Here is a 19,259-nt window from a genome sequence, read left to right on the forward strand (position 1 = left end):
CTGGTCCGCTGCCCGAGGGGCACCTACGCCGAACCCTTGTGCCCCGCCTAGGATCGAGCCATGAGTCACACCGTGCTGGCCGAGCTGGTGGCCAATGTGCTGAAGGTCACCGCCAAGGCCGGCGACACGGTAGGTCCGGACGACACTCTGGTCATCCTGGAGTCGATGAAGATGGAGATCCCGGTGTTGGCCGAGGTGGCCGGCACCATCATCCAACTGAAGGTCACCGAGGGCGAAGTCGTCCGCGACGGCGACCCGATCGCGGTCATAGAAGAGAAGTCAGGGGGTGTCTGATGGTTCCACCAGACACCCCCTCTTCAACCGAAATGGCCTCCAGCGCGTCTTGTCCAGTGAGAGGTCTGGTCGGGAACTTCCGGCCGGGGCGCCGCGTTGAGCCGTCGTACGAGCGACTCAGGGTTGAACCCGGGTCTTCCCGACGTGCGCAGAGGACGGTGACCGCGGCACCATGGCCTTCACGCTTATTGCCGAGAGGACCCAGGGAGGCGTCGCGGTGAAACCCGCCGACACCAGGACCGCGCCCGCGCCGCAGGTGGCGCCGGAGGTGCTGCCCTCGTGGGACGAGATCGTCCGCACCCACTCCGCCAGGGTCTACCGGCTCGCGTATCGCCTGACCGGCAACAAGCACGACGCCGAGGACCTGACCCAGGAAGTCTTCGTCCGGGTCTTCCGCTCGCTGTCGTCGTACACGCCGGGCACCTTCGAGGGCTGGCTGTACCGGATCACCACGAACCTGTTCCTGGACGGAGCCCGCCGCAAGCAGCGGATCCGCTTCGACGGACTGCCCGAGGACGCCCACGACCGGCTGCCGGCCAAGGGCGAGGGCCCGGCCGAGAAGCTGGACTCCGACCTGTTCGACCACGACGTGCAGGACGCGCTCGACGCGCTGCCCGAGGACTTCCGCGCCGCCGTCGTGCTGTGCGACATCGAGGGCATGACGTACGACGAGATCGCGGACGTCCTGGACGTGAAGCTCGGCACCGTCCGCAGCCGCATCCACCGCGGCCGGTCGATGCTGCGCAAGCACCTGGAGCACCGGGCCCCGCGGTCCGGCCAGACCCGGGTCGGCGGTCCACCGGCCGACGGTGGCCTGTTCAGTGACGGAGGCGACCTCCGATGAGTCTGCAGCACCCGCTCGACAAGCTGAGCGCTGTGGTCGACGGTGAGCTCGACCACGACTCCCGCGACAAGGTTCTGAGCCATCTGGTCGGCTGCGACACCTGTCGCGCCGAGGTGGACGCACAGCGCCGGCTGAAGGCACGGATGGCCGGCCTGGACTCGCAGGACCCGTCGACCGACCTCATGCAGCGCCTGATGGGCGTCTCCTCGTTCTCGACCGAGGCGCGCGAAGAGGTGCGCCCGGTGCTCACCCCGGCCGTCAGCCTGTTCCCGCAGCGGTCCGCGTTCCCCGCCGGCCGCACCGGTGGCACCCGGCCCGGCGCTGCCCGCCGCACCAGGTCCCGCCGCCGTGCCGGCGTGCTGGGCGCAGCCGGCTCAGCTGCCGCTGTCGCCTCCCTGCTCGGTACTGCGTTCGTCGTCGGCGACCCGGCCCGGTCGGAGCAGCCGCCGGCGTTGCAGCCGCCTGTCGCGAGCTTCACGTCCGACCACGCGACCACGAGCGGCGGAGCCCCGTTCGCGGATCCGGTCGCCGTGCTCAACTCCTACAACGGTTCTGGGTACGCCGGGCTCACCTCGACGCTCCAGCCGGTGGCCCTGACAGGGCGCTGACCGGTGAGCCTCTCCCGGCTCGCCGTCCTGGTCAGCACTGCCCTGATCGGATTAGGCCTGCCCGCGTCCGCGGCCGCCGTACCGGCGCTGTCGAAGGCGGACTCGCCGACCGCGGTGAGCTGGCTGCAGCGCGCAGCCGCCGCACCGAACCGGATCTCGTACCACGGCACGCAGATCATCACGGCCTGGGGACCGCAGGGCGCGAGCTCGGCGATGTTCGACATCACCCACGCGGCATCGCAGGGCTCCGAGATCAGTGTGCTCGGTTCGTCGTCCGCTCCGGGCGCGAAGGCGTTCGTCCAGCGCGCCACGACCGCCGGTGTTGCGGTCGACGGCGGACCGCTGGCGCTGCTGCAGGCGACGTACCAACTGGTCGACAAGTGCTGCACCGACCTCATCGGACGGACTGCGGTGCTCGTCGAGGCCCTCCGGGACGACCAGACGCTGGCTGCGCGGTTCTGGATCGACAAGGCGACCGGACTGCTCCTGCAGCGTCAGCTGTTCAGTGCGGACGGCAAGACGATGGTCCGGGCCACGGTCTTCACGGAGCTTGAGATCGAAAACTCCGAGTTCCTCGGCCACCTGCCGCCGATGCTGCCCAGCGGCGTCGAGGCCGTCGGCATGGGCAAGGTCGACAACCTGCGCTCCCAGGGCTGGGTGTGCGCCCCGGAGCTGCCCGCATCGCTCAAGCTGTACGACGTCCACCGGGACACCGCCAACGGCTCCCTGCAGTTCTCGTACTCCGACGGGCTGTTCAACGTCTCGGTGTTCGAGCAGCGCGGCACGCTCGACCCGGCCGCCGTCGCGGGCTTCAGCACCACGGACAGCCCGGGCGTCTACCAGCGGTACGGAATGCCGTCGTACGTCGTCTGGTCGTCCGGCGGGATCGTCTACACGCTGATCGGGGACCTGCCTCCGGACCAGCTCGGACAGGTGGTCCGGGCGTTCGGCCACGACGTGCCGATCAAGCTCACGGCCATCGAACGGCTGGGCACCGGGCTGGCCAAAATCGCAACCTGGCTCACTCCGATGGGTGCACTCTCGCCGAAGCTGGGATAATCGAATGTGGACGGTCCTCCGGTTACCCCCGGCAGGGCCTCCGACCGACGACCACGACGACGACGTGAGGCGGGGACCGTGACGAGCGACGACGCCGAGCCGACAGTTCCTAACCCGGCGACTGCGGACCCCACCGCGGCCACGCCCACCACCCCTGAGCCGTTCGCCGGTCCTCCTCCTGCAGCTCCTGCCTCGCCCCAGCAGTCGCCGTTGAGCGCCTTGACCCCGCCGCCGCTCGGAGCCGGAGCGATGCCGCTGCGCACGCCCGGTTCGGACGCGGCGTACCGACAGACCAACGGCGGCGGGCCGACGAACGGCGGCCGTCCGTCGAACGGCGGCCGGTCCACCACCCAGCGCAGCTTCGGACAGCCGGAGCCGCAGGAGCCCCGCTTCACGCCGCTGTACCCGGGTCAGGCCTGGCCGACCGAGCAGCCGCAGTACCGGCCGACGTACGTCCCGCCGCCGCCCGCCGACTGGCATGCGCAGCAGGCCCGCTCGTACACGACCGAGCCGCCGAAGGTGAACCGCATCGTCACGATCGCGGCGCTGATCGCGGTCATCATCGGTGTGATCGCGGGGGCCGGGGCGGCGACCGTCGTCGTCGCGCTCGGCGGTGGCAACAATGCCCCGATCGCCGATCAGCCCAACCCGCCGGTCGGCAACGGCGCAGACCCGAAGATCCGCACCGGCTCGGTCTCCGCCGTCGCCGCCGCATTGCTTCCGAGCGTCGTCCAACTGAAGGTCGACGGCGCGGACAACTCCGAGGCGACCGGCTCCGGCTTCGTCATCGACAACGTCGGGCACATCCTGACCAACAACCACGTCGTCGCGGCCGCGGCGACCGGCGGCTCGATCCAGGTCGTGACCAACGGCAACAAGACCGCGACCGCACGGCTCGTCGGCCGCTCCCCGGCGTACGACCTGGCCGTGGTGCAGGTCGTCGGCATCGACGCGCCGTCGGTGCAGTTCGGCCGGTCCGACCAGGCGGTCGTCGGGCAGGACGTGGTGGCGATCGGTTCGCCGCTCGGCCTGGCCGGCACGGTCACCTCGGGCATCATCTCGGCAAAGAACAGGCCGGTGACGACCGGCGACGACACCGGCCAGGCGTCGTCGTACATCAGCGCGCTGCAGACCGACGCGGCGATCAACCCGGGCAACTCCGGCGGGCCGCTCGTCGACATGAACGCACGGGTGATCGGCGTGAACTCCGCGATCGCGACCGTTCCGGGTGCCGGCGAGGGGCAGAGCGGCAGCATCGGGCTCGGATTCGCGATCCCGATCGACCAGGCCCGGCGGACGGCGCAGCAGCTGATCGCGAACGGCAAGGCGTCGTACCCCGTCATCGGAGCGAGCGTGGACATGTCGTTCGAGGGCGGCGGCCGGGTCAGCGCGGTGGCCGCCAAATCGCCGGCGGCGCGGGCCGGATTGCGGGTCGGCGACGTGATCACCTCGATCAACAACGAGCCGGTGGACAGCGCGGAGGTGCTGATCGTCGCGATCCGCACCCACCAGCCGGGCGAGGCCGTGCAGCTCGCGTACGAGCGCGGCGGGCGGTCCCGTACGGTGACCCTGACTCTCGCGCAGCAGATCGGCTGACCACCCATGACCGGGCTCGATATAGGCTGGTCGACGTCCGTGGAAAGAAGTGAGGTGGGGACATGTTCGGCATCGGGCCACTCGAGCTGGTCGTGATCGCGATCGTCGCCGTGCTCGTCTTCGGACCGGACCGGCTGCCGGAGTTCGCGCGGACGGCCGGACGCCTGCTGCGGCAGGTCCGTCAGATGGTGAACAACGCGCAGAACGATCTCCGCAGCGAGCTCGGCCCGGAGTTCGCCGACCTGGAACTCCAGGACCTGAACCCGAAGAACTTCGTCCGCAAGCACCTGCTCGACCCGATGGACGAGGACGAGAAGCCGGTCACCGAGTTCACCGACTCCGTGCCCGAGCGCCTCCCGGCCGGCCAGCGCCCGCCGTACGACCCCGAATCCACCTGAGGATCACTTCCGGCGGAAGAGCAGGACAGTCGCGACAGCACCGGCTGCCGCGGGCAGGAGCGCGAGGACTCCCCAGAGCGACGTGTAGGGATGCACGCCGTACTCCGACGCAAGCAGGAGCGTCAAGCCCAGGGACGCCGTGATCAGTGTGGCGACGACGCCCAGGACGGCCGCGATCAGGCGGTGTGAGCGAGCCAGGGCGGCGACCCCCAGCCAGAGCAGGACGTCAAGAACGGCAACGCCGTACAGCAGGCCATAGAGCGCCGCGGCGGACGCTTGTTTGCCGTGCGACGCATACGCCGACGTTGCGTGGTCGAGCAGGCTGTGGCTACCCGCCTGGTCGACGATCGTGACCACCGCCAGCAGGACCGAGAGCCCCACCGCGATGAGGGCCGTTCGCTTTTCAGAAAGTGACTGTCTCATGCAAGTGACTGTACGAACGTCGGCCGGCGGCCGTCAACCGGTTTAGATAGTGACTTGCTGAAGCGTGTGACTTTCTCGTACGGTGCCGGTATGGCTACCGGTCTGCGGGAACGATGGCGGGTCAAGGCGCGGCGGACGATCCAGGAGCGCGCGCTCGACCTGTTCGACGAGCGCGGGTTCGACGCGGTGACGATCGAGGAGATCGCCGCCGCGGCCGAGGTGTCGCCGTCGTCGGTCTACCGGTACTTCGGCACCAAGGAGGGCCTGATCGTCGCCGACGAGTTCGACACGATGAGCCAGGAGGCGCTCGAGGAGCTCCTCGATGTCGACGACCCAGTCGGCAGCATGATCCAGATCGTCCGCAACTACGAGGCGGCGCCCGAGGGCTCCGAGCCGATCCCGTGGCGTCGGATCAGGTACTTCTTCAAAGAGCCCTCGGTCCGCACGGCGTTCTGCGCCTCACTCGACCGCGCGAGCCAGCGGATCGCGCCGATGATGGCGGGCGGACAGCTCACCGAGACCCAGTCCCGTGTCGCCGCGAATGCGTTGGTCTTCGGCTACTTCGCCGCCTTGGAGCAGTGGTACGTCGACGGCGGAGTCCGACCCGTCGCGCAGTACGTCGAAGAAGGCCTCGAACCGCTCCGCCCGATCTGGTCAGTCGGTCGCGAGTAGGTCGTAGGTGACCTTGTCGTCGACGTGGCTGGAGATGTGGAAGGCGGCGCGTTCGGTGCCGACGTGGCGGAAGCCGGCCTTCTCTGCGGTACGGCGGGCCGACGCGTTCGTGCCTGCCGTCCGGATGAAGAGCCGGCGTCCGCCGAACCCTTCCGCGTCGAAGTACCACTGCGCCACTCGCTGGATCGCTTCGGTCATCACGCCGCGGCCTTGCGCGTCGGGGTGCATCCAGTACCCGAGCTCGGCGTCGCGGACCTCGTCGCGGTGGATGCCGAACATGGTGAGATTCCCCAGCCCCTGGTCGGTCTCGGCGTCCGCGACGCACCAGTTGAACCGGCGTCCGGCGGCAGCCTGCTCGGCCATGTCCCTCAGCCAGAAGCGTGCGTCCTCCGCGGTGAACGGCTGCGGGATGAACGGCAGGAAGTGCGCGGTCGCCTGATTCGTCCGTGCTGTGGTGATGCGTGGGATCTCGTCCTCGCGCCACGTCCGCAGCCGCAACCGCGGCGTCTCCAGGATCGGATGCTCGAGCCATGGGTGGCGTGGCTTTCGCTCGTCGTCCGGCCCGATCCATCCGGTCCACGCGTCGACCCGCTCGCCGCCTTCCTCTGCCATGTCCGGGATCGTCTCACCCAGCCGGAATCCGGTCGCCCAGGCGACCCGGCGCGACGGCCAGTTCCCGACCCGCGCCCACCAGCGGATGACGTGGAAACCGCAGGTGGAGAAGCCGAACTCGAGGATCAGTCGCACCGCCCGGCTCATCACCCCGGCGCCGCGGGCCCAGGCCGAGAGGCCGTAGTGCACGCGGGCGTTGTCGTCGGCATCGGGCTCCAGGGCGACGGTTCCGGCGTACCGGCCCTGGTACTCGATCACGAACATCAGCCGCTCGCGTCGCTTCCAGGCGTCGGTGATGCCGAAGGTCATCCACCGCCGGGCGTCCTCGGCGGTGCGGTACTGGCCGCCTTCGCGGTTGCGCTCGGCCTGCCCTTCGATGTCGTCGAGTCGGGGCGCGCGAAGCGTCACCACCCCGTCGGTCAGGACCGGATGCTCAGCAGGAATCGGCACCCGGCCAAGTCAACACCAACCGATGGCCACGTTCAGCCGGATTACCGCGCCGGTTATCGCCCGGCGGGGGAGAGGCCGAGTTGGCGCCCGAGCAGGCCGCGGGGCTTGCCGCCGAGGGTTGCCGCGATCTTGTCGAGCACCTGGGCTGCCGGGGTGTCGGGGTCGGCGCCGACGAGCGGCTGGCCGAGGTCGCCGCCGGCGCGGAGCCGCTCGTCCAGGGGGATCTCGCCCAGGAGCGGGATCGCGTACCCGAGCCGGGCAGACAGCGTCTCGGCGACACGAGCACCGCCGCCGGAGCCGAAGATCTCGATGCGGTGCTCAGGACCGCAGTGCGGGCACGGCAGGAACGACATGTTCTCGACCACGCCGGCCACTCGCTGGTGGACCATCTGCGCCATCGTCCCGGCGCGCTCGGCGACCTCCGCGGCAGCTTCCTGCGGCGTCGTCACCACGATCACCTCGGCGCTGGTCAGCCGCTGGCCGACCGAGATCGCGATGTCACCGGTGCCCGGCGGCAGGTCGAGGAGCAGTACGTCGAGGTCGCCCCAGTACACATCCGCCAGCATCTGCACAAGCGCCCGGTCCAGGATCGGCCCGCGCCACGCGACGACCTGGTCGCGCTTCGGCTTCAGCATGCCGATCGAGATCACCTTCACGCCGTGCGCGGGCACCGGCATGATCATGTCGTCCACCGCGGTCGGCCGCTCGTCGGCGACGCCGAACATCGCCGGCACCGAGTGCCCGTAGATGTCTGCGTCCAGTACGCCGACCGACAGGCCCTGCCGCGCCATCGCGACCGCCAGGTTGACCGTGACCGAGGACTTGCCGACCCCGCCCTTGCCGGACGCGATCGCGAACACCTTGGTCAGCGAATCCGGCCGCGAGAACGGGATCTCCTTCTCGGCCACACCACCGCGCAACTGCGTCTGCAGGGCCGCCCGCTGCTCGGCCGACATCACGCCGAGGTCGATCTCGACCCCGGTGACGCCCTCGAGTTTGCTCACCGCGGCCGTGACATCGCGGCGGAGCGTGTCCTTCATCGGACAGCCCGCGACGGTCAGCAGAACACGTACGGCGACGACGCCGTCGTCGCGGACGACGACGGACTCGACCATGCCCAGATCCGTGATCGGTTTCTTGATCTCCGGATCCAGCACGCCACCGAGCGCCGTGGTGACCTGATCAGCAGTGGGAGCCATGCCCCAAGGCTACGTGCTCACTCCACCCCGCCCGACCGCGGTCCATGTGACGTAGGCCCGGCAAGGCAATCCTTACTTCACAGGCCGGGGGCGCCGTAGATCGGGAACCAGCGGGAGAGGTCCTGTTCGAAGTTGAGGTCGGCGCCGATGACGGACTTGATCTGGAGTTCGGTCGCGTTGTCACGGCGGTCGGTGCCGGCGGGGACGAACGGGTACCAGGTGCCGCGCTTGTAGAGATAGACGAGGCCTACCGACTGGGTGCCGTTGCTGAAGGCGACCAACGTGCACAGCAGCGCCGAGCCGAAGCCCGCATCGACGAGCGACGTGTTGACCGCATGCAGGTCGGTGACCAGGGTCTCCAGGTCGTCCGGTGCCGTCTGCCGGACCAACCAGGTGAAGCCGTACGAGTCCGTCGTGCTGGTGAGCTTGCCGTTGTCGAGCGCGAGGAGCTTGTCGACCTCGTCCCGCAGGGCGGAGAAGCCGCCGCCTTCGGCTGCCTTGAAGCAGACGGAGCCGCTGCCGGTGGGACGGTAGCCGGCCGCGGTCTCCAAGGTGATCGCGGCCGACGGAACGGAGAACAACTGGTCGAGGTTCGGCGGGACGGCTTTGCTCCGGCCGAGCAAGATATCGAGAAGACCCATGGGCCTAAGCTTGCTCGCCCAGCTCACGGGACAGGACACCGAGGCGGTCGAGGCGCTTCTCGAGCGACGGGTGGGTCGAGAACAGCGACGACAGGCTGGCGCCGGCCTTGCCGGAGATCGCCGGGGCGAAGAAGAAAGCGTTGAACGGCTCGGCCTGGCGCAGGTCGCGTGACGGTATCCGCGCGATGTCCCCGCTGATCTTCGTCAACGCCGAGGCCAGTGCGGACGGTCGTCCGGTCAGCATCGCGCCGGCCCGGTCGGCCGCCAGTTCGCGATACCGCGACAGTGCGCGGGTCAGCAGGAACGAGATCGCGTAGACGGCGATCGACACCGCGATGACCGTGAGCACGATCACTGCCGTGTTCTGGTCGCGGTTGCGACCCAGCCCGCCGTACAGCCCGAAGCGGGTGATGAGGCCGGCCAGTACGCCGAGGAACGACGCGATCGTCATCACGGCGACATCGCGGTGGGCGACGTGGGAGAGCTCGTGCGACAGCACGCCCTCGAGCTCGTCCTGGTCGAGCCGGCGCATGATGCCGGTGGTCACGCAGACCACCGCGTTCTTCGGGTTGCGGCCGGTCGCGAAGGCGTTCGGCAGGTCGACGTCGGCGATCGCGACGCGCGGCTTCGGCATGTCGGCCAGCGCGCAGAGCCGGTCGATCGTGCCGTGCAGCTCCGGAGCCTCCTCCGGCGTGACGATCCGGCCGTGCATCGCGTACAACGCGATCCGGTCGGAGAACCAGTACTGCACGAACAGCGCACCGCCCGCGATGACGACCGCCAGCACGGCGCTCTTCGTCAGCGCGATCAGCAGTGCGACGAAACCGACGTACAGCAGACCGAGCAGGAAGCTGGTGATCAGCATCCGGCTGGACAGCCCGCGGTCAGGCGCGAATCGAGTCTTCATCCCACGTCCTTCCTCACCTGATAGTGAGGGTAGCTCGGGGTCAAACCCGGTCGTCCTCGCGGCTCTTCAGGTCCAGGTCGGCGAGCAGCGAGCGGAGCTCGGAGCGGAGGAAGTCGCGGGTGGCGACCTCGCCGACGGCCATCCGCAGCGACGCCATCTCACGGGCCAGGAACTCCATGTCCGCGCGGGTCCGGGCGTCGACGTCGCGGTCGCGCTCGTACTGCACCCGGTCGCGGGCCTCCTGCCGGTTCTGGGCGAGCAAGATCAGCGGAGCGGCGTACGACGCCTGCAGGCTGAGCGCCAGCGTGAGGAAGATGAACGGGTACTGGTCGAACCGCAGGTTCGCCGGGGCGAAGATGTTCCAGCCGACCCAGAACAGGATCGTCGCGGTCATGTAGACCAGGAACTGCCCGGTGCCGAGGAAGCGGGCGATCCGCTCGGACAGGCGCCCGAACGCGTCCGCGTCGTACGTCGGCCGCGGCACGAACGTCCGCCGCCAGTCCCGCGGTATGTCGAGCCGCGTCGTCGTACCGCGGAACAGCCGGCGCTCGTCAGAGGACCGGCGGTCGTCACGAGGCATCGTGGTCCTCCTCCTGCTGCTCGCCATGGTCATTGAGGTCAGGGTGGTCGGTGCGGTCCTGCTCCCGCCAGTCGTCCGGGAGCAAATGGTCCAGCACGTCGTCGACGGTCACCGCACCGAGCAAGCGACCGTCGTCGTCCAGCACCGGCGCGGCGACCAGGTTGTAGGTCGCCAAGTACTTGCTGACCGTCTGCAGGCTGTCGTCAGGACGCAGCCCGTCGAGGTCCGTGTCCAGTACTGCGGACACCAGCTCCGACGGCGGCTCGCGCAGCAGCCGCTGGATGTGGCCGATCCCGATGAACCGTCCGGTCGGCGTCTCCAGCGGTGGACGGCAGACGTAGATCATCGCCGCCAGCGCCGGACTGAGATCCGCGTTGCGCACATGGGCGAGCGCATCGGCGACGGTGGCGTCCACCGGCAGGATGACCGGCTCGGACGTCATCAGGCCGCCGGCAGTGTGCTCCTCGTAGGTCAGCAGCCGTCGTACGTCCTCTGCTTCGTCCGGCTCCATCAGCGTCAGCAGGCGCTCGGCGGTCTCGGTCGGCAGCTCCGCGATCAGGTCGGCCGCGTCGTCCGGGGACATCTCCTCCAGTACGTCGGCGGCTCGCTCGGTGTCCAGAGCATCGAGGATCTCGACCTGGATGTCCTCGGGCAGCTCCTCGAGCACATCGGCCAGTCGCTCGTCGTTCAGCGCGGTCGCGATCTCCTTGCGCCGCTTGGCGGACAGATCGTGCAGTACGCCGGCCAGGTCCGCGGCTCGCATCGAGTCGAACGCGGCCAGGATGTGCGTGGCGCCCTGACCCTCCTCGTCCTGGGTGAACCCGGAGACGTCTCTCCAGTCGAGCACGTAGGTCTGTCCGCGCCGCCGGAACCGCTTGGAGCCCTCCCGCACCGCCACCTTGGTCAGCAGCCAGTCGCGGGTCCGCCACTGCTCCATCGCCATGTCGAACACCACCGCGGTCGCACCCGTGTCCGTGATGGTGACGGTCCGGTCGAGCAGCTCTCCCAGTACGAGTACTTCGGTCGGCCGCTGCTCGAAGCGTCGTACGTTGAGCAGGCCGGTCGTGATGACGTGGCCGACGTCCACAGAGGTGACACGGGTCATCGGAAGGAAGATGCGGCGCCGGGTGAACACCTCGACGACGAGGCCGAGCACGCGGGGCGGTTGGTCGCCCTGGCGCATCATCGCCACCACGTCGCGGACCTTACCGACCTGGTCCCCGTTCGGGTCGTAGACCGGCAACCCCGCCAACCGGGCGACGTACACACGTGACGGTGATCCGGTCATGTCCGAAGGCTAACCCGCGGAGCGTGCGTCTCAGCTGAGGACGCTTCGTAGACTTCTTACCTCGGGCGACGGCGAAGTGGGGACTGACATGCAAGGATCGACCGGGCTCGGGACCGAGAGCGAGGCGGCGTACCTGGACCTGATCCGGTGGGGCGCTGCTTCACCGGTGGAGCTGGCCGCGCGGCTCGGGTGGCCGGTGGAGGAGGTTCAGCGAGCCGTCGAAGTACTGCAGGCCGAAGGGTTCGTGCACCGTACGCCGGCTCCGGGCGAGCTGATCGTTCCGGTGCCGCCGGAGCTTGCCGTGGAGCAGTTGGTGCAGCGGCAGGAGGAGGAGTTCGAGCGGATCCGCAAGGCCGCGTATCGGCTGGCTGCTGAGGCGACCAGGCAGGGAGGCGCGCGGCGGACCGAGGAACTCATCGAGATCGTGACTGGTGCGGCCGCAGTGGGGCTGGCGTTCGATCGGGTGCAGCGGACGGCTCGGGTCGAGATGCGTGAGCTGGTTGCACCGCCGTACGTCGTGTCGGCCGAGGTCAACAGCACGCAGTTGGCGAGGCAGGGCGCCGGCGTGACGTATCGCGTGGTCTATGACAGCTCGGCGCTTGGTGACGCCGTACTGGCGGCCAGCGCGGTCAGCCACGTGCGAGCGGGGGAGCAGGCGCGTATTGCGGATGTGTTGCCGACCAAGCTCGCCGTAGCGGACCGGGAGCTGGCGTTGCTGCCACTGGACTGGGCTACGCCGGCGCAGGACGCTGCTCTGCTGGTGCATCCGTGCAGTCTGCTCGACGCACTCGTTGCGCTGTTCGAAACCGTATGGAACCGCGCCAGCCCGCTCTCGGTGACCGAAACGAACAGTCTGGAGGCCGAGGAGGCGATGTCGGCCGAGGACCGGCACTTGCTGTCCCTACTGGTCGCAGGTCTGACGGACGACGCAGCCGGTGCGAGGCTCGGGATCAGTCGGCGCACGGTGGCGCGCCGCGTGCAGCAGTTGATGGAGCAGACGCACTCCCGCTCGCGTCTGCAGCTCGGCTGGCACGCCCGGGACCGCGGCTGGCTGTAGTCAGCCCATGAGTCAGCCCATGAGTCAGCCCATGAGTCAGCCCAGGAGTCAGCCCACGAGTCAGCCCACGAGTCAGCCCAGGAGTCAGCTGAGCTTGGGGCGACGGCGGATCGGGCGGTGCAGGGTCCTGGGTGGCTTGCCGCGGGTGGTCGCACTGGTCGGGATCGGGGCCTCGGCGCGCGGAGTGGCGTCGTAGCGTCCCGGTGTCTCGGTGATCTCGCCGGTCGGCTCCAGTACGAGGATGTCGGCCTCGGTCTGCCAGCGGTCGAGCTGCGTGTCCAGTCCGGCCGCGTTGAGGCGCTCGGTCCGCAGTACCTGGGCTGCTGCCGTCCACTCATCGGTCCCGGGCTCCAGCCGCCGTACGGTCGCGGTCCAGGCCGCCAGGCGGTTAGTCGCCGGTTTGGCCGGTACGACGACCTCCGCCGTCCCGGCCGTGGCGAGTCCGGGCAGTGGCTGCTCCGCGCTCTCGCCTGCGTCCGCGAGTACGACGTACTGCCCGTCGACGGTTGCGAACCACGCCGGTGCGGGGCGTCCGCCGTTCCAGGACAGCCAGACGAGACCGGCCTTCTTCATCACTCCGGCGATCTCCGTCACAGCGTCGGCGTTCTCCACGGGCCAAGAGTGTCACAGTGAGCGATGTCACCGGGCAGGTCGCGTGCGTTTCGCCGTACGCTGCCGGTGACCGGTGGGTAACCGAGTGGAGGTCAGATGTCGGAGCAGGTTCTACGCAGTCGGCGGTCGTGTCTGGCCACGCCCGGGTCCAACCCGCGGTTCCTGGCCAAGGCGAAGGGGCTGGATGCGGACCAGGTGTTCCTGGACCTCGAGGACTCGGTCGCGCCGATCGCGAAGGCGGACGCCCGGAAGAACATCGTCGCCGCGCTGAACGAGGGCGGCTGGGGCACCAAGCTCCGCGTGGTCCGGGTGAACGACTGGACCACCGAGTGGACGTACGCCGATGTGATCGAGGTCGTCGCCGGCGCCGGCGCGAACCTCGACTGCATCATGCTGCCGAAGGTGCAGACCGCCGAGCAGGTGGTCGCGCTCGACCTGCTGCTCAGCCAACTGGAGAAGGTGCACGGCTACGAGCCGGGCCGGATCGGCATCGAGGCGCAGATCGAGAACGCACTCGGCCTGACCAACGTGAACGCGATCGCGCAGGCCTCGCCGCGGGTCGAGACGATCATCTTCGGCCCGGCCGACTTCATGGCGTCGATCAACATGAAGTCCCTGGTGGTCGGCGAGCAGCCGCCCGGGTACGACGTCGGCGACGCGTACCACTACATCCTGATGCAGATCCTGATGGCCGCGCGGGCGCACGGCAAGCAGGCGATCGACGGCCCGTACCTGCAGATCAAGGACGTCGACGGCTTCCGCCGCGTCGCGGGCCGCTCGGCCGCCCTCGGCTTCGACGGCAAGTGGGTCCTGCACCCCGACCAGATCGCCGCCGCCAACGAGGTCTACTCGCCCCGCCAGGACGACTACGACCACGCCGAGAACATCCTCGACGCGTACGACCACTACACGTCGGCCGCAGGCGGCGCCCGCGGCGCAGTGATGCTCGGCGACGAAATGATCGACGAGGCCTCCCGCAAAATGGCCCTGGTCATCTCCGCCAAGGGCCGCGCCGCCGGCCTCGCCCGCACCGACGTCTGGCAAGCGCCGGCGGACTAGCGGCCGGATTTCTCGAGTAGTTCCTGTATGGCGGCCGCGAGCTGCCCGTCGTCGGCAGGGCTGCTCCAGGACACCGACAGCCAGAGCTTTCCGTCCCCGTCGTACCGGACTCCACCAGCCAACGGCTGGTTGATGACGATCAGACCCAACTCGGTGGAACTGTAAGTTGCGGTCAGTTGGAGCAGTTCGGTGAGCTCGGTGGCGGGGACAGGACGGGACCGTCGCTTGATCTCGATCCCGATCGCCTGGCCGCCGTCCGTTCGCAGCAGCAGATCCCAGTCCTGCGGCGGTCGGCCCAGTTCGGCTCGTGCCGCGATGTCGCCGCCAGCCACCCGCTCCACCGCGGCCGTCACCGCCAAGCGGTATTCCTCGGCAAGCATCTGCGCGCGCCGCACCTCGTCCACGGCCCGCTGCGTCCCGGCCGGTAGCGCGACGTCGTCCAGTCGCTCGGCAACCTCGGCCTTCGCAGCGTCGGACATGCTGGGGTCCCGCAGGATGCGCCCGATGAACGACGCCTCGTTGCCTCCGACCTTCACCTGACTGAGCCGCTGGCCGGACACGGCAAGATAACCGAAGAGCGCACCGACGCCGATCAGGAGCGGTACGCCGCCGATGTTGCTTCCGTCGACGAAAACGGCAACGCCTCCCGCACCTGCGGCGGCGATGCCGACGAGGGCACAGACGCTACGTTCGATCCGGCTCAGGCTGCCACCATCGCTGTCCTCGATCACCAGGCGATCATGCCGGATCCGGGGTTCCCACCTGGGCCATGATCGCGAGGAGGTGGCCGTCGGGGTCGGGGAAGAAGGCCATCCACTCTTCGACGCCGTTGTCGTGTTTGTGGATCAGGTGGGGGGCCTGCTCGAACTCGACGCCGCGGGCGGAGAGGTCGTCGTACGCGGTCTGGATGTTGTCGACGCGGAAGTAGATGATCGACGGCTCGCCGGCAGTTTCGGTGGTGCTGAGGAACAGACGGGTGCCGCCGCAGTCGAAGAACGCCAGGTCTCCGAAGGTGTAGAGGTGGGGGAGCCCCAGTACGTCGCCGTAGAACGCCACCGCTTTCTCGATATCGGTGACCGGGCGGGAGATCTGTCCAATTGCGCCCAGTTGCATCATGTCGACGCCTCCTTGTCCTTGTAGGGCACTGTCGGCGGGCACACCGCGCCAGCTGCGAAGCTCGGCCCGGCGGTGCAGGCCGAGCTTCAGCAAGGCGTTCGCGACGTGGAACTTGACCGCGTCGACGCTGACCCCGCGGCGCTGCGCGATCTCGCGGTTCGACATCCCGTGGCGCACCAGGTGCACCACCCGCCACTCGGCAGGCGTCAGTACGTCGGGATGTCTCGGTCGTCCGCGGGTGCCCACACGCCACGGTAAGGCCGGGAGGCGGGGAATTACCCTCCCCCTCAGCGGCTCCAGACCTTGTAGATGCGGATCGGCTTCACCGGCGGGCCGTCCTGGTCGGGGTCGGCGATACCGGCGGCGACCATGCGGTCGAACGTCGACATGCCGGCGATCACGTGCCCGAGGACGGTGTAGTTCGGCGCGATGTTCGCGAACGAATGCACGACGAAGAACTCGGAGCCGTTGGTGCCCGGGCCTTGGTTGCCGTAAGCAACAGTGCCGCGCGGGTACGTCTCCTGACCGGTCACCTCGTCCGGGAACTTGTACCCCGGTCCGCCTTCCTCCTGGCGGTAGATGTCGCCGCACTGCAGTACGCCGAGCCGCGCCGAGTTCGTCAGCCGGAAGCACTGCGTCGAGTCGTAGAACCGGCTCTTCACCAGGTGCACGAAGTTGTGCACCCCGCACGGCGCGTTGGCCCGGTCCATCCGGACGACGAACGGTCCGTAATTCGTCACGAAGAACACGTCGACCGTGCCCTTCGCGCGCGCCTTCGCGGACGGGATCCGCACCGGTTTGGCGGCCGGGTTCTCGGGTGTGGGCGTGAACTCGCACGTCACCACCGGCTTCGGGTGCCGGACGGGCGTTGCGGACGCCGTCGAAGTGGTCAGCGTCGCGGCGACGAGGGCGGCCGCGACCAGGGCGGGTATCGATCGCTTCATGCGACACACCGTAGTACTCCGATCGCAGTCTGCAGAGGTTCCGGAAGGCTTGCTCAAGGTTTCGGCCGCGGACTCGATCATCCCGCGCTTCCCGCCTAAGGTGTTGCGGTCCACTGCGGAAGGTGTGGTTTGTGAACGGCGAGGTACTGGCAGGTCGGTACCGGTTGGTGTCTCTGCTCGGCAGGGGCGGTGCAGGTGAGGTCTGGCAGGCCGAGGACACCGTCCTCGCCCGGCAGGTAGCGGTCAAACTCCTGAGGAGTCTCGACGGCGACCCTATGGACGCGGTGCAGCGCTTCCAGGCGGAGGCACAGGCTGCAGCGCGGCTGTCCCATCCGAACGTGGTTGCGACGTACGACGTAGGCGCTGCCGGCGACCACGTGTTCCTGGTGATGGAGCTGGTCCAGGGGCCCGACCTCCAGAAGCTCATGCGTACTGCGGGGCTCCCGACAGCCGATCTGGTCACCGACATCGCCACCCAGGGCGCCCGCGCGCTGGACGCCGCGCACGAGGCCGGGATCGTCCACCGCGACGTGAAGCCGGGCAACCTCCTGCTGGCCCCCGACGGCACGCTCAAGATGACCGACTTCGGCATCGCCAAGCGCGCCGGCAACGAGACGACCGGACTGGGCGTTCTGCTCGGTACGGCGTCGTACGTGTCGCCGGAGCAGGTCCGTGGCGAACCAGCCACGCCCGCCAGCGACTGGTACTCGTTCGGCTGCGTCCTGCATGAGCTCCTGACCGGTACGCCGCCGTTCACCGGGCCGACCGTCGACGTGGTGATGCGCCAGCACCTCGACGCACCCCCGCCGCCGATCACGCGTACCGACGTACCGCCGGAGCTGTCGAACCTCGTCACGCACCTGCTGGCGAAGAGCCCGGCAGACCGCCCGTCGTCGGCCGCTGACGTGGCTGCACTCCTCGCACCGGCCAACCAGACCCAGGTGCTGGCGTTCACACCGCCTGCAGCAGAGGACGTTCTCGGCGTCGGCAGGTGGGAGGACGACGACGACCAGGCTGCTGCGAGCGGACACCGAGCACCGCGACGTACGCTCCCACTGGCAAAGATCGGTGTAGCGGCCGCTGTCGTCGTTGCTGGTGTGGTAGCCGCTCTGCTGCTTCGGTCCGGTGTGACGACCGATCCGCCGGCGCAGGCCGGTGGTACGCCGTCAGCGCCCGTGGTGAAGGCGACCAGCGCACCAAAGACCACACCGAAGCCCGAGCCGACGCCTTCGAAGACTCCGTCGAAGAAGCCCTCCCCCAAGCAGACTCCCAAGCCGACGCAGCAGAACCCGCAGGCGGCTCTGCTGCAAAACCTGCGCACGCTGGCCGCCCAGGTCCGCGCGACGCAGCAGGGCAGCCACAGCAAGGCACCACGCGACGCGGCGCAGCAGCTGGACCGGGCTGCGGAGGCGATCGACCACGGCGACATGGGCGCGGCTGCCCGGAACTTCTACGAAGCCCGGCAGCGGCTGTTCGAGGCGCAGCAGCGCCACCGCTGGCAGGCGACCCCGCAGATCGCTGCTCTGTTCCAGTCCATCGGGCAGGCGCTCCCACGCCCGGGCCACGACAACAACGAGTGAGCCACGCGACCTCCCTCAGGTGGTCGATGTCACAGCGGGTGTCACCCTCGTGCCGGGATGCTGAAAGCCGCGATACTCACGGGTAAGCCGGCCGAAGGAGACGCACGATGAGCAGGTTGCAGCAGACCGAGGGCCTGACCGACATCCAGGAGGAGATCCTGAAGACGGTCCGCGCGTTCGTCGAGGCGGAGATCCTCCCGGTCGCCACCGAGCTCGAGCACCGCGACGAGTACCCGACCGAGATCGTCGAGGGCCTCAAGGAGCTCGGCCTGTTCGGGCTGATGATCCCCGAGGAGTACGGCGGCCTGGGCGAATCGCTGCTCACGTACGCACTCTGCGTCGAGGAGATCGCCCGCGGCTGGATGAGCGTCTCCGGCATCATCAACACGCACTTCATCGTCGCGTACATTCTGCTGCAGCACGGCACCGACGAGCAGAAGCAGAAGTACCTGCCGCGGATGGCGACCGGTGAGGTCCGCGGCGCGTTCTCGATGTCCGAACCAGGCTGCGGTTCCGACGTCGCCGCGATCAAGACCAAGGCCACCCGCGAGGGCGACGGCTACGTGATCAACGGCCAGAAGATGTGGCTGACCAACGGCGGCTCGTCGAACCTGGTCGCGGTCCTGGTGAAGACCGACGAGGGGCAGGACTCGGTCTACAAGAACATGACCACGTTCTTGGTCGAGAAGGAGCCCGGGTTCGGTGAGGTCGACAAGGGCCTCACGATTCCCGGCAAGATCGAGAAGATGGGCTACAAGGGCGTCGACACCACCGAACTGGTCTTCGACGGCTACCGGATCGACGGCGCGCAGATCCTCGGTGGCGTACCGGGCAAGGGTTTCTACCAGATGATGGACGGCGTCGAGGTCGGCCGGGTGAACGTCGCGGCGCGTGGTTGCGGTGTGGCGCGGCGGGCGTTCGAGCTTGGTATCTCGTACGCGCAGCAGCGGGAGACGTTCGGCAAGAAGATCGCCGACCACCAGGCGGTGCTGTTCCGGCTGGCCGACATGGCGGTCAAGGTCGAGGCGGCACACGAGCTGATGGTGAAAGCGGCCCGGAAGAAGGACAGCGGCTCCCGCAACGACTTCGAGGCCGGCGTGGCGAAGTACCTGGCGAGTGAGTACTGCGCCCAGGTGGTGGAGGACTCGTTCCGCATCCACGGCGGGTACGGCTTCTCCAAGGAGTACGAGATCGAGCGCCTCTACCGGGAAGCGCCCATGCTCCTGATCGGAGAGGGCACGGCCGACATCCAGCGCATGATCATCGGCCGCCGCCTGCTCGAGGACTACAAGCTCTGACGGCCGCACGCTGGGTCGACAG

Annotated in this window: 22 protein-coding genes; 11 read left to right on the top strand and 11 right to left on the bottom strand. The window is 68.8% G+C overall.

What is annotated here, in order from left to right; translation table 11 throughout:
- Positions 1–60: 60 nt before the first annotated feature.
- The 6 genes from EV653_RS32425 (at position 61) to EV653_RS32450 (ending at position 4,799) form a co-directional block, all read left to right on the top strand.
- Positions 61–294 (top strand): biotin/lipoyl-binding carrier protein, encoded by a 234-nt coding sequence (locus tag EV653_RS32425; protein WP_134108548.1) that lies wholly within the window; start codon positions 61–63, stop codon positions 292–294.
- 172 nt (positions 295–466) lie between these two features.
- Positions 467–1,138, top strand: a complete 672-nt coding sequence (gene sigE / locus EV653_RS32430; RefSeq protein ID WP_134108550.1) for an RNA polymerase sigma factor SigE — start codon at positions 467–469, stop codon at positions 1,136–1,138.
- The gene (locus EV653_RS32435; protein ID WP_134108552.1) at positions 1,135–1,746 is read left to right on the top strand and encodes an anti-sigma factor family protein; all 612 of its coding nucleotides are present in this window, start codon (positions 1,135–1,137) and stop codon (positions 1,744–1,746) included. The genes sigE and EV653_RS32435 overlap by 4 nt, the downstream gene beginning before the upstream one ends.
- A gap of 3 nt (positions 1,747–1,749) precedes the next feature.
- Complete coding sequence (locus tag EV653_RS32440) at positions 1,750–2,805, top strand: sigma-E factor regulatory protein RseB domain-containing protein (RefSeq protein ID WP_134108554.1); 1,056 nt, start codon at positions 1,750–1,752, stop codon at positions 2,803–2,805.
- Between the two features lie 210 nt (positions 2,806–3,015).
- Complete coding sequence (locus EV653_RS32445; RefSeq protein WP_238160578.1) at positions 3,016–4,401, top strand: S1C family serine protease; 1,386 nt, start codon at positions 3,016–3,018, stop codon at positions 4,399–4,401.
- Positions 4,402–4,463: 62 nt separating this feature from the next.
- Positions 4,464–4,799, top strand: a complete 336-nt coding sequence (locus EV653_RS32450) for a sec-independent translocase (protein ID WP_134108558.1) — start codon at positions 4,464–4,466, stop codon at positions 4,797–4,799.
- Positions 4,800–4,802: 3 nt separating this feature from the next.
- Here EV653_RS32450 and EV653_RS32455 read toward each other — a convergent pair whose 3' ends face one another.
- Positions 4,803–5,222, bottom strand: coding sequence for a hypothetical protein (locus EV653_RS32455; protein WP_134108560.1), 420 nt, complete (start codon positions 5,220–5,222; stop codon positions 4,803–4,805).
- 90 nt (positions 5,223–5,312) lie between these two features.
- On the opposite strand from EV653_RS32455, the gene EV653_RS32460 reads away from it, so the two are divergent.
- Positions 5,313–5,894 carry a TetR/AcrR family transcriptional regulator gene (locus EV653_RS32460; RefSeq protein WP_134108562.1) on the top strand — a complete coding sequence of 194 codons (582 nt, stop codon included), beginning with the start codon at positions 5,313–5,315 and terminating at the stop codon, positions 5,892–5,894.
- On the opposite strand, the gene EV653_RS32465 is transcribed toward EV653_RS32460, so the two are convergent.
- The 6 genes from EV653_RS32465 to EV653_RS32490 form a co-directional block, all read right to left on the bottom strand.
- Positions 5,877–6,956 carry a GNAT family N-acetyltransferase gene (locus EV653_RS32465; protein ID WP_134108564.1) on the bottom strand — a complete coding sequence of 360 codons (1,080 nt, stop codon included), beginning with the start codon at positions 6,954–6,956 and terminating at the stop codon, positions 5,877–5,879. The genes EV653_RS32460 and EV653_RS32465 overlap by 18 nt on opposite strands.
- A gap of 53 nt (positions 6,957–7,009) precedes the next feature.
- Positions 7,010–8,155 carry an Mrp/NBP35 family ATP-binding protein gene (locus tag EV653_RS32470; RefSeq protein ID WP_134108566.1) on the bottom strand — a complete coding sequence of 382 codons (1,146 nt, stop codon included), beginning with the start codon at positions 8,153–8,155 and terminating at the stop codon, positions 7,010–7,012.
- A gap of 77 nt (positions 8,156–8,232) precedes the next feature.
- Positions 8,233–8,796, bottom strand: coding sequence for a PspA-associated protein PspAB (gene pspAB / locus EV653_RS32475; RefSeq protein ID WP_134108568.1), 564 nt, complete (start codon positions 8,794–8,796; stop codon positions 8,233–8,235).
- Positions 8,797–8,800: 4 nt separating this feature from the next.
- On the bottom strand, positions 8,801–9,703 hold the full coding sequence (gene htpX / locus EV653_RS32480; RefSeq protein WP_134108570.1) for a zinc metalloprotease HtpX: 903 nt from the start codon (positions 9,701–9,703) through the stop codon (positions 8,801–8,803).
- Between the two features lie 40 nt (positions 9,704–9,743).
- Positions 9,744–10,283 (bottom strand): DUF1003 domain-containing protein, encoded by a 540-nt coding sequence (locus EV653_RS32485; RefSeq protein WP_134108572.1) that lies wholly within the window; start codon positions 10,281–10,283, stop codon positions 9,744–9,746.
- A complete protein-coding gene (locus EV653_RS32490) occupies positions 10,273–11,571 on the bottom strand; it encodes a magnesium transporter MgtE N-terminal domain-containing protein (RefSeq protein WP_134108574.1) in 1,299 nt (432 codons plus the stop codon). The genes EV653_RS32485 and EV653_RS32490 overlap by 11 nt, the downstream gene beginning before the upstream one ends.
- A gap of 88 nt (positions 11,572–11,659) precedes the next feature.
- Here EV653_RS32490 and EV653_RS32495 point away from each other — a divergent pair, with 88 nt between their 5' ends.
- Positions 11,660–12,628 (top strand): transcriptional regulator TrmB, encoded by a 969-nt coding sequence (locus EV653_RS32495; RefSeq protein WP_134108576.1) that lies wholly within the window; start codon positions 11,660–11,662, stop codon positions 12,626–12,628.
- An 84-nt stretch (positions 12,629–12,712) separates the two neighbouring features.
- Here EV653_RS32495 and EV653_RS32500 read toward each other — a convergent pair whose 3' ends face one another.
- Entirely contained in the window at positions 12,713–13,240 is a 528-nt protein-coding gene (locus EV653_RS32500) for a hypothetical protein (RefSeq protein WP_134108578.1), read from the bottom strand.
- A gap of 96 nt (positions 13,241–13,336) precedes the next feature.
- Here EV653_RS32500 and EV653_RS32505 point away from each other — a divergent pair, with 96 nt between their 5' ends.
- Positions 13,337–14,299: an HpcH/HpaI aldolase/citrate lyase family protein gene (locus tag EV653_RS32505; RefSeq protein ID WP_134108580.1), complete on the top strand. Its 963-nt coding sequence runs from the start codon at positions 13,337–13,339 to the stop codon at positions 14,297–14,299.
- On the opposite strand, the gene EV653_RS32510 is transcribed toward EV653_RS32505, so the two are convergent.
- The 3 genes from EV653_RS32510 to EV653_RS32520 are packed head-to-tail and all read right to left on the bottom strand — an operon-like array spanning position 14,296 to position 16,359.
- Positions 14,296–15,030, bottom strand: a complete 735-nt coding sequence (locus EV653_RS32510; RefSeq protein WP_134108582.1) for a hypothetical protein — start codon at positions 15,028–15,030, stop codon at positions 14,296–14,298. The genes EV653_RS32505 and EV653_RS32510 overlap by 4 nt on opposite strands.
- Positions 15,031–15,037: 7 nt before the next feature.
- Positions 15,038–15,661 carry a VOC family protein gene (locus EV653_RS41410; RefSeq protein ID WP_166679640.1) on the bottom strand — a complete coding sequence of 208 codons (624 nt, stop codon included), beginning with the start codon at positions 15,659–15,661 and terminating at the stop codon, positions 15,038–15,040.
- 41 nt (positions 15,662–15,702) lie between these two features.
- Positions 15,703–16,359, bottom strand: a complete 657-nt coding sequence (locus EV653_RS32520; RefSeq protein ID WP_134108586.1) for a peptidylprolyl isomerase — start codon at positions 16,357–16,359, stop codon at positions 15,703–15,705.
- 131 nt (positions 16,360–16,490) lie between these two features.
- On the opposite strand from EV653_RS32520, the gene EV653_RS32525 reads away from it, so the two are divergent.
- Together EV653_RS32525 and EV653_RS32530 are read left to right on the top strand one after the other, a co-directional pair.
- A complete protein-coding gene (locus EV653_RS32525; RefSeq protein WP_134108588.1) occupies positions 16,491–17,939 on the top strand; it encodes a serine/threonine-protein kinase in 1,449 nt (482 codons plus the stop codon).
- A gap of 107 nt (positions 17,940–18,046) precedes the next feature.
- Entirely contained in the window at positions 18,047–19,237 is a 1,191-nt protein-coding gene (locus EV653_RS32530; protein ID WP_134108590.1) for an acyl-CoA dehydrogenase family protein, read from the top strand.
- Positions 19,238–19,259: the final 22 nt, after the last annotated feature.

Source organism: Kribbella pratensis, assembly GCF_004365355.1.
In the GTDB taxonomy this organism is placed as follows: Bacteria; Actinomycetota; Actinomycetes; order Propionibacteriales; family Kribbellaceae; genus Kribbella.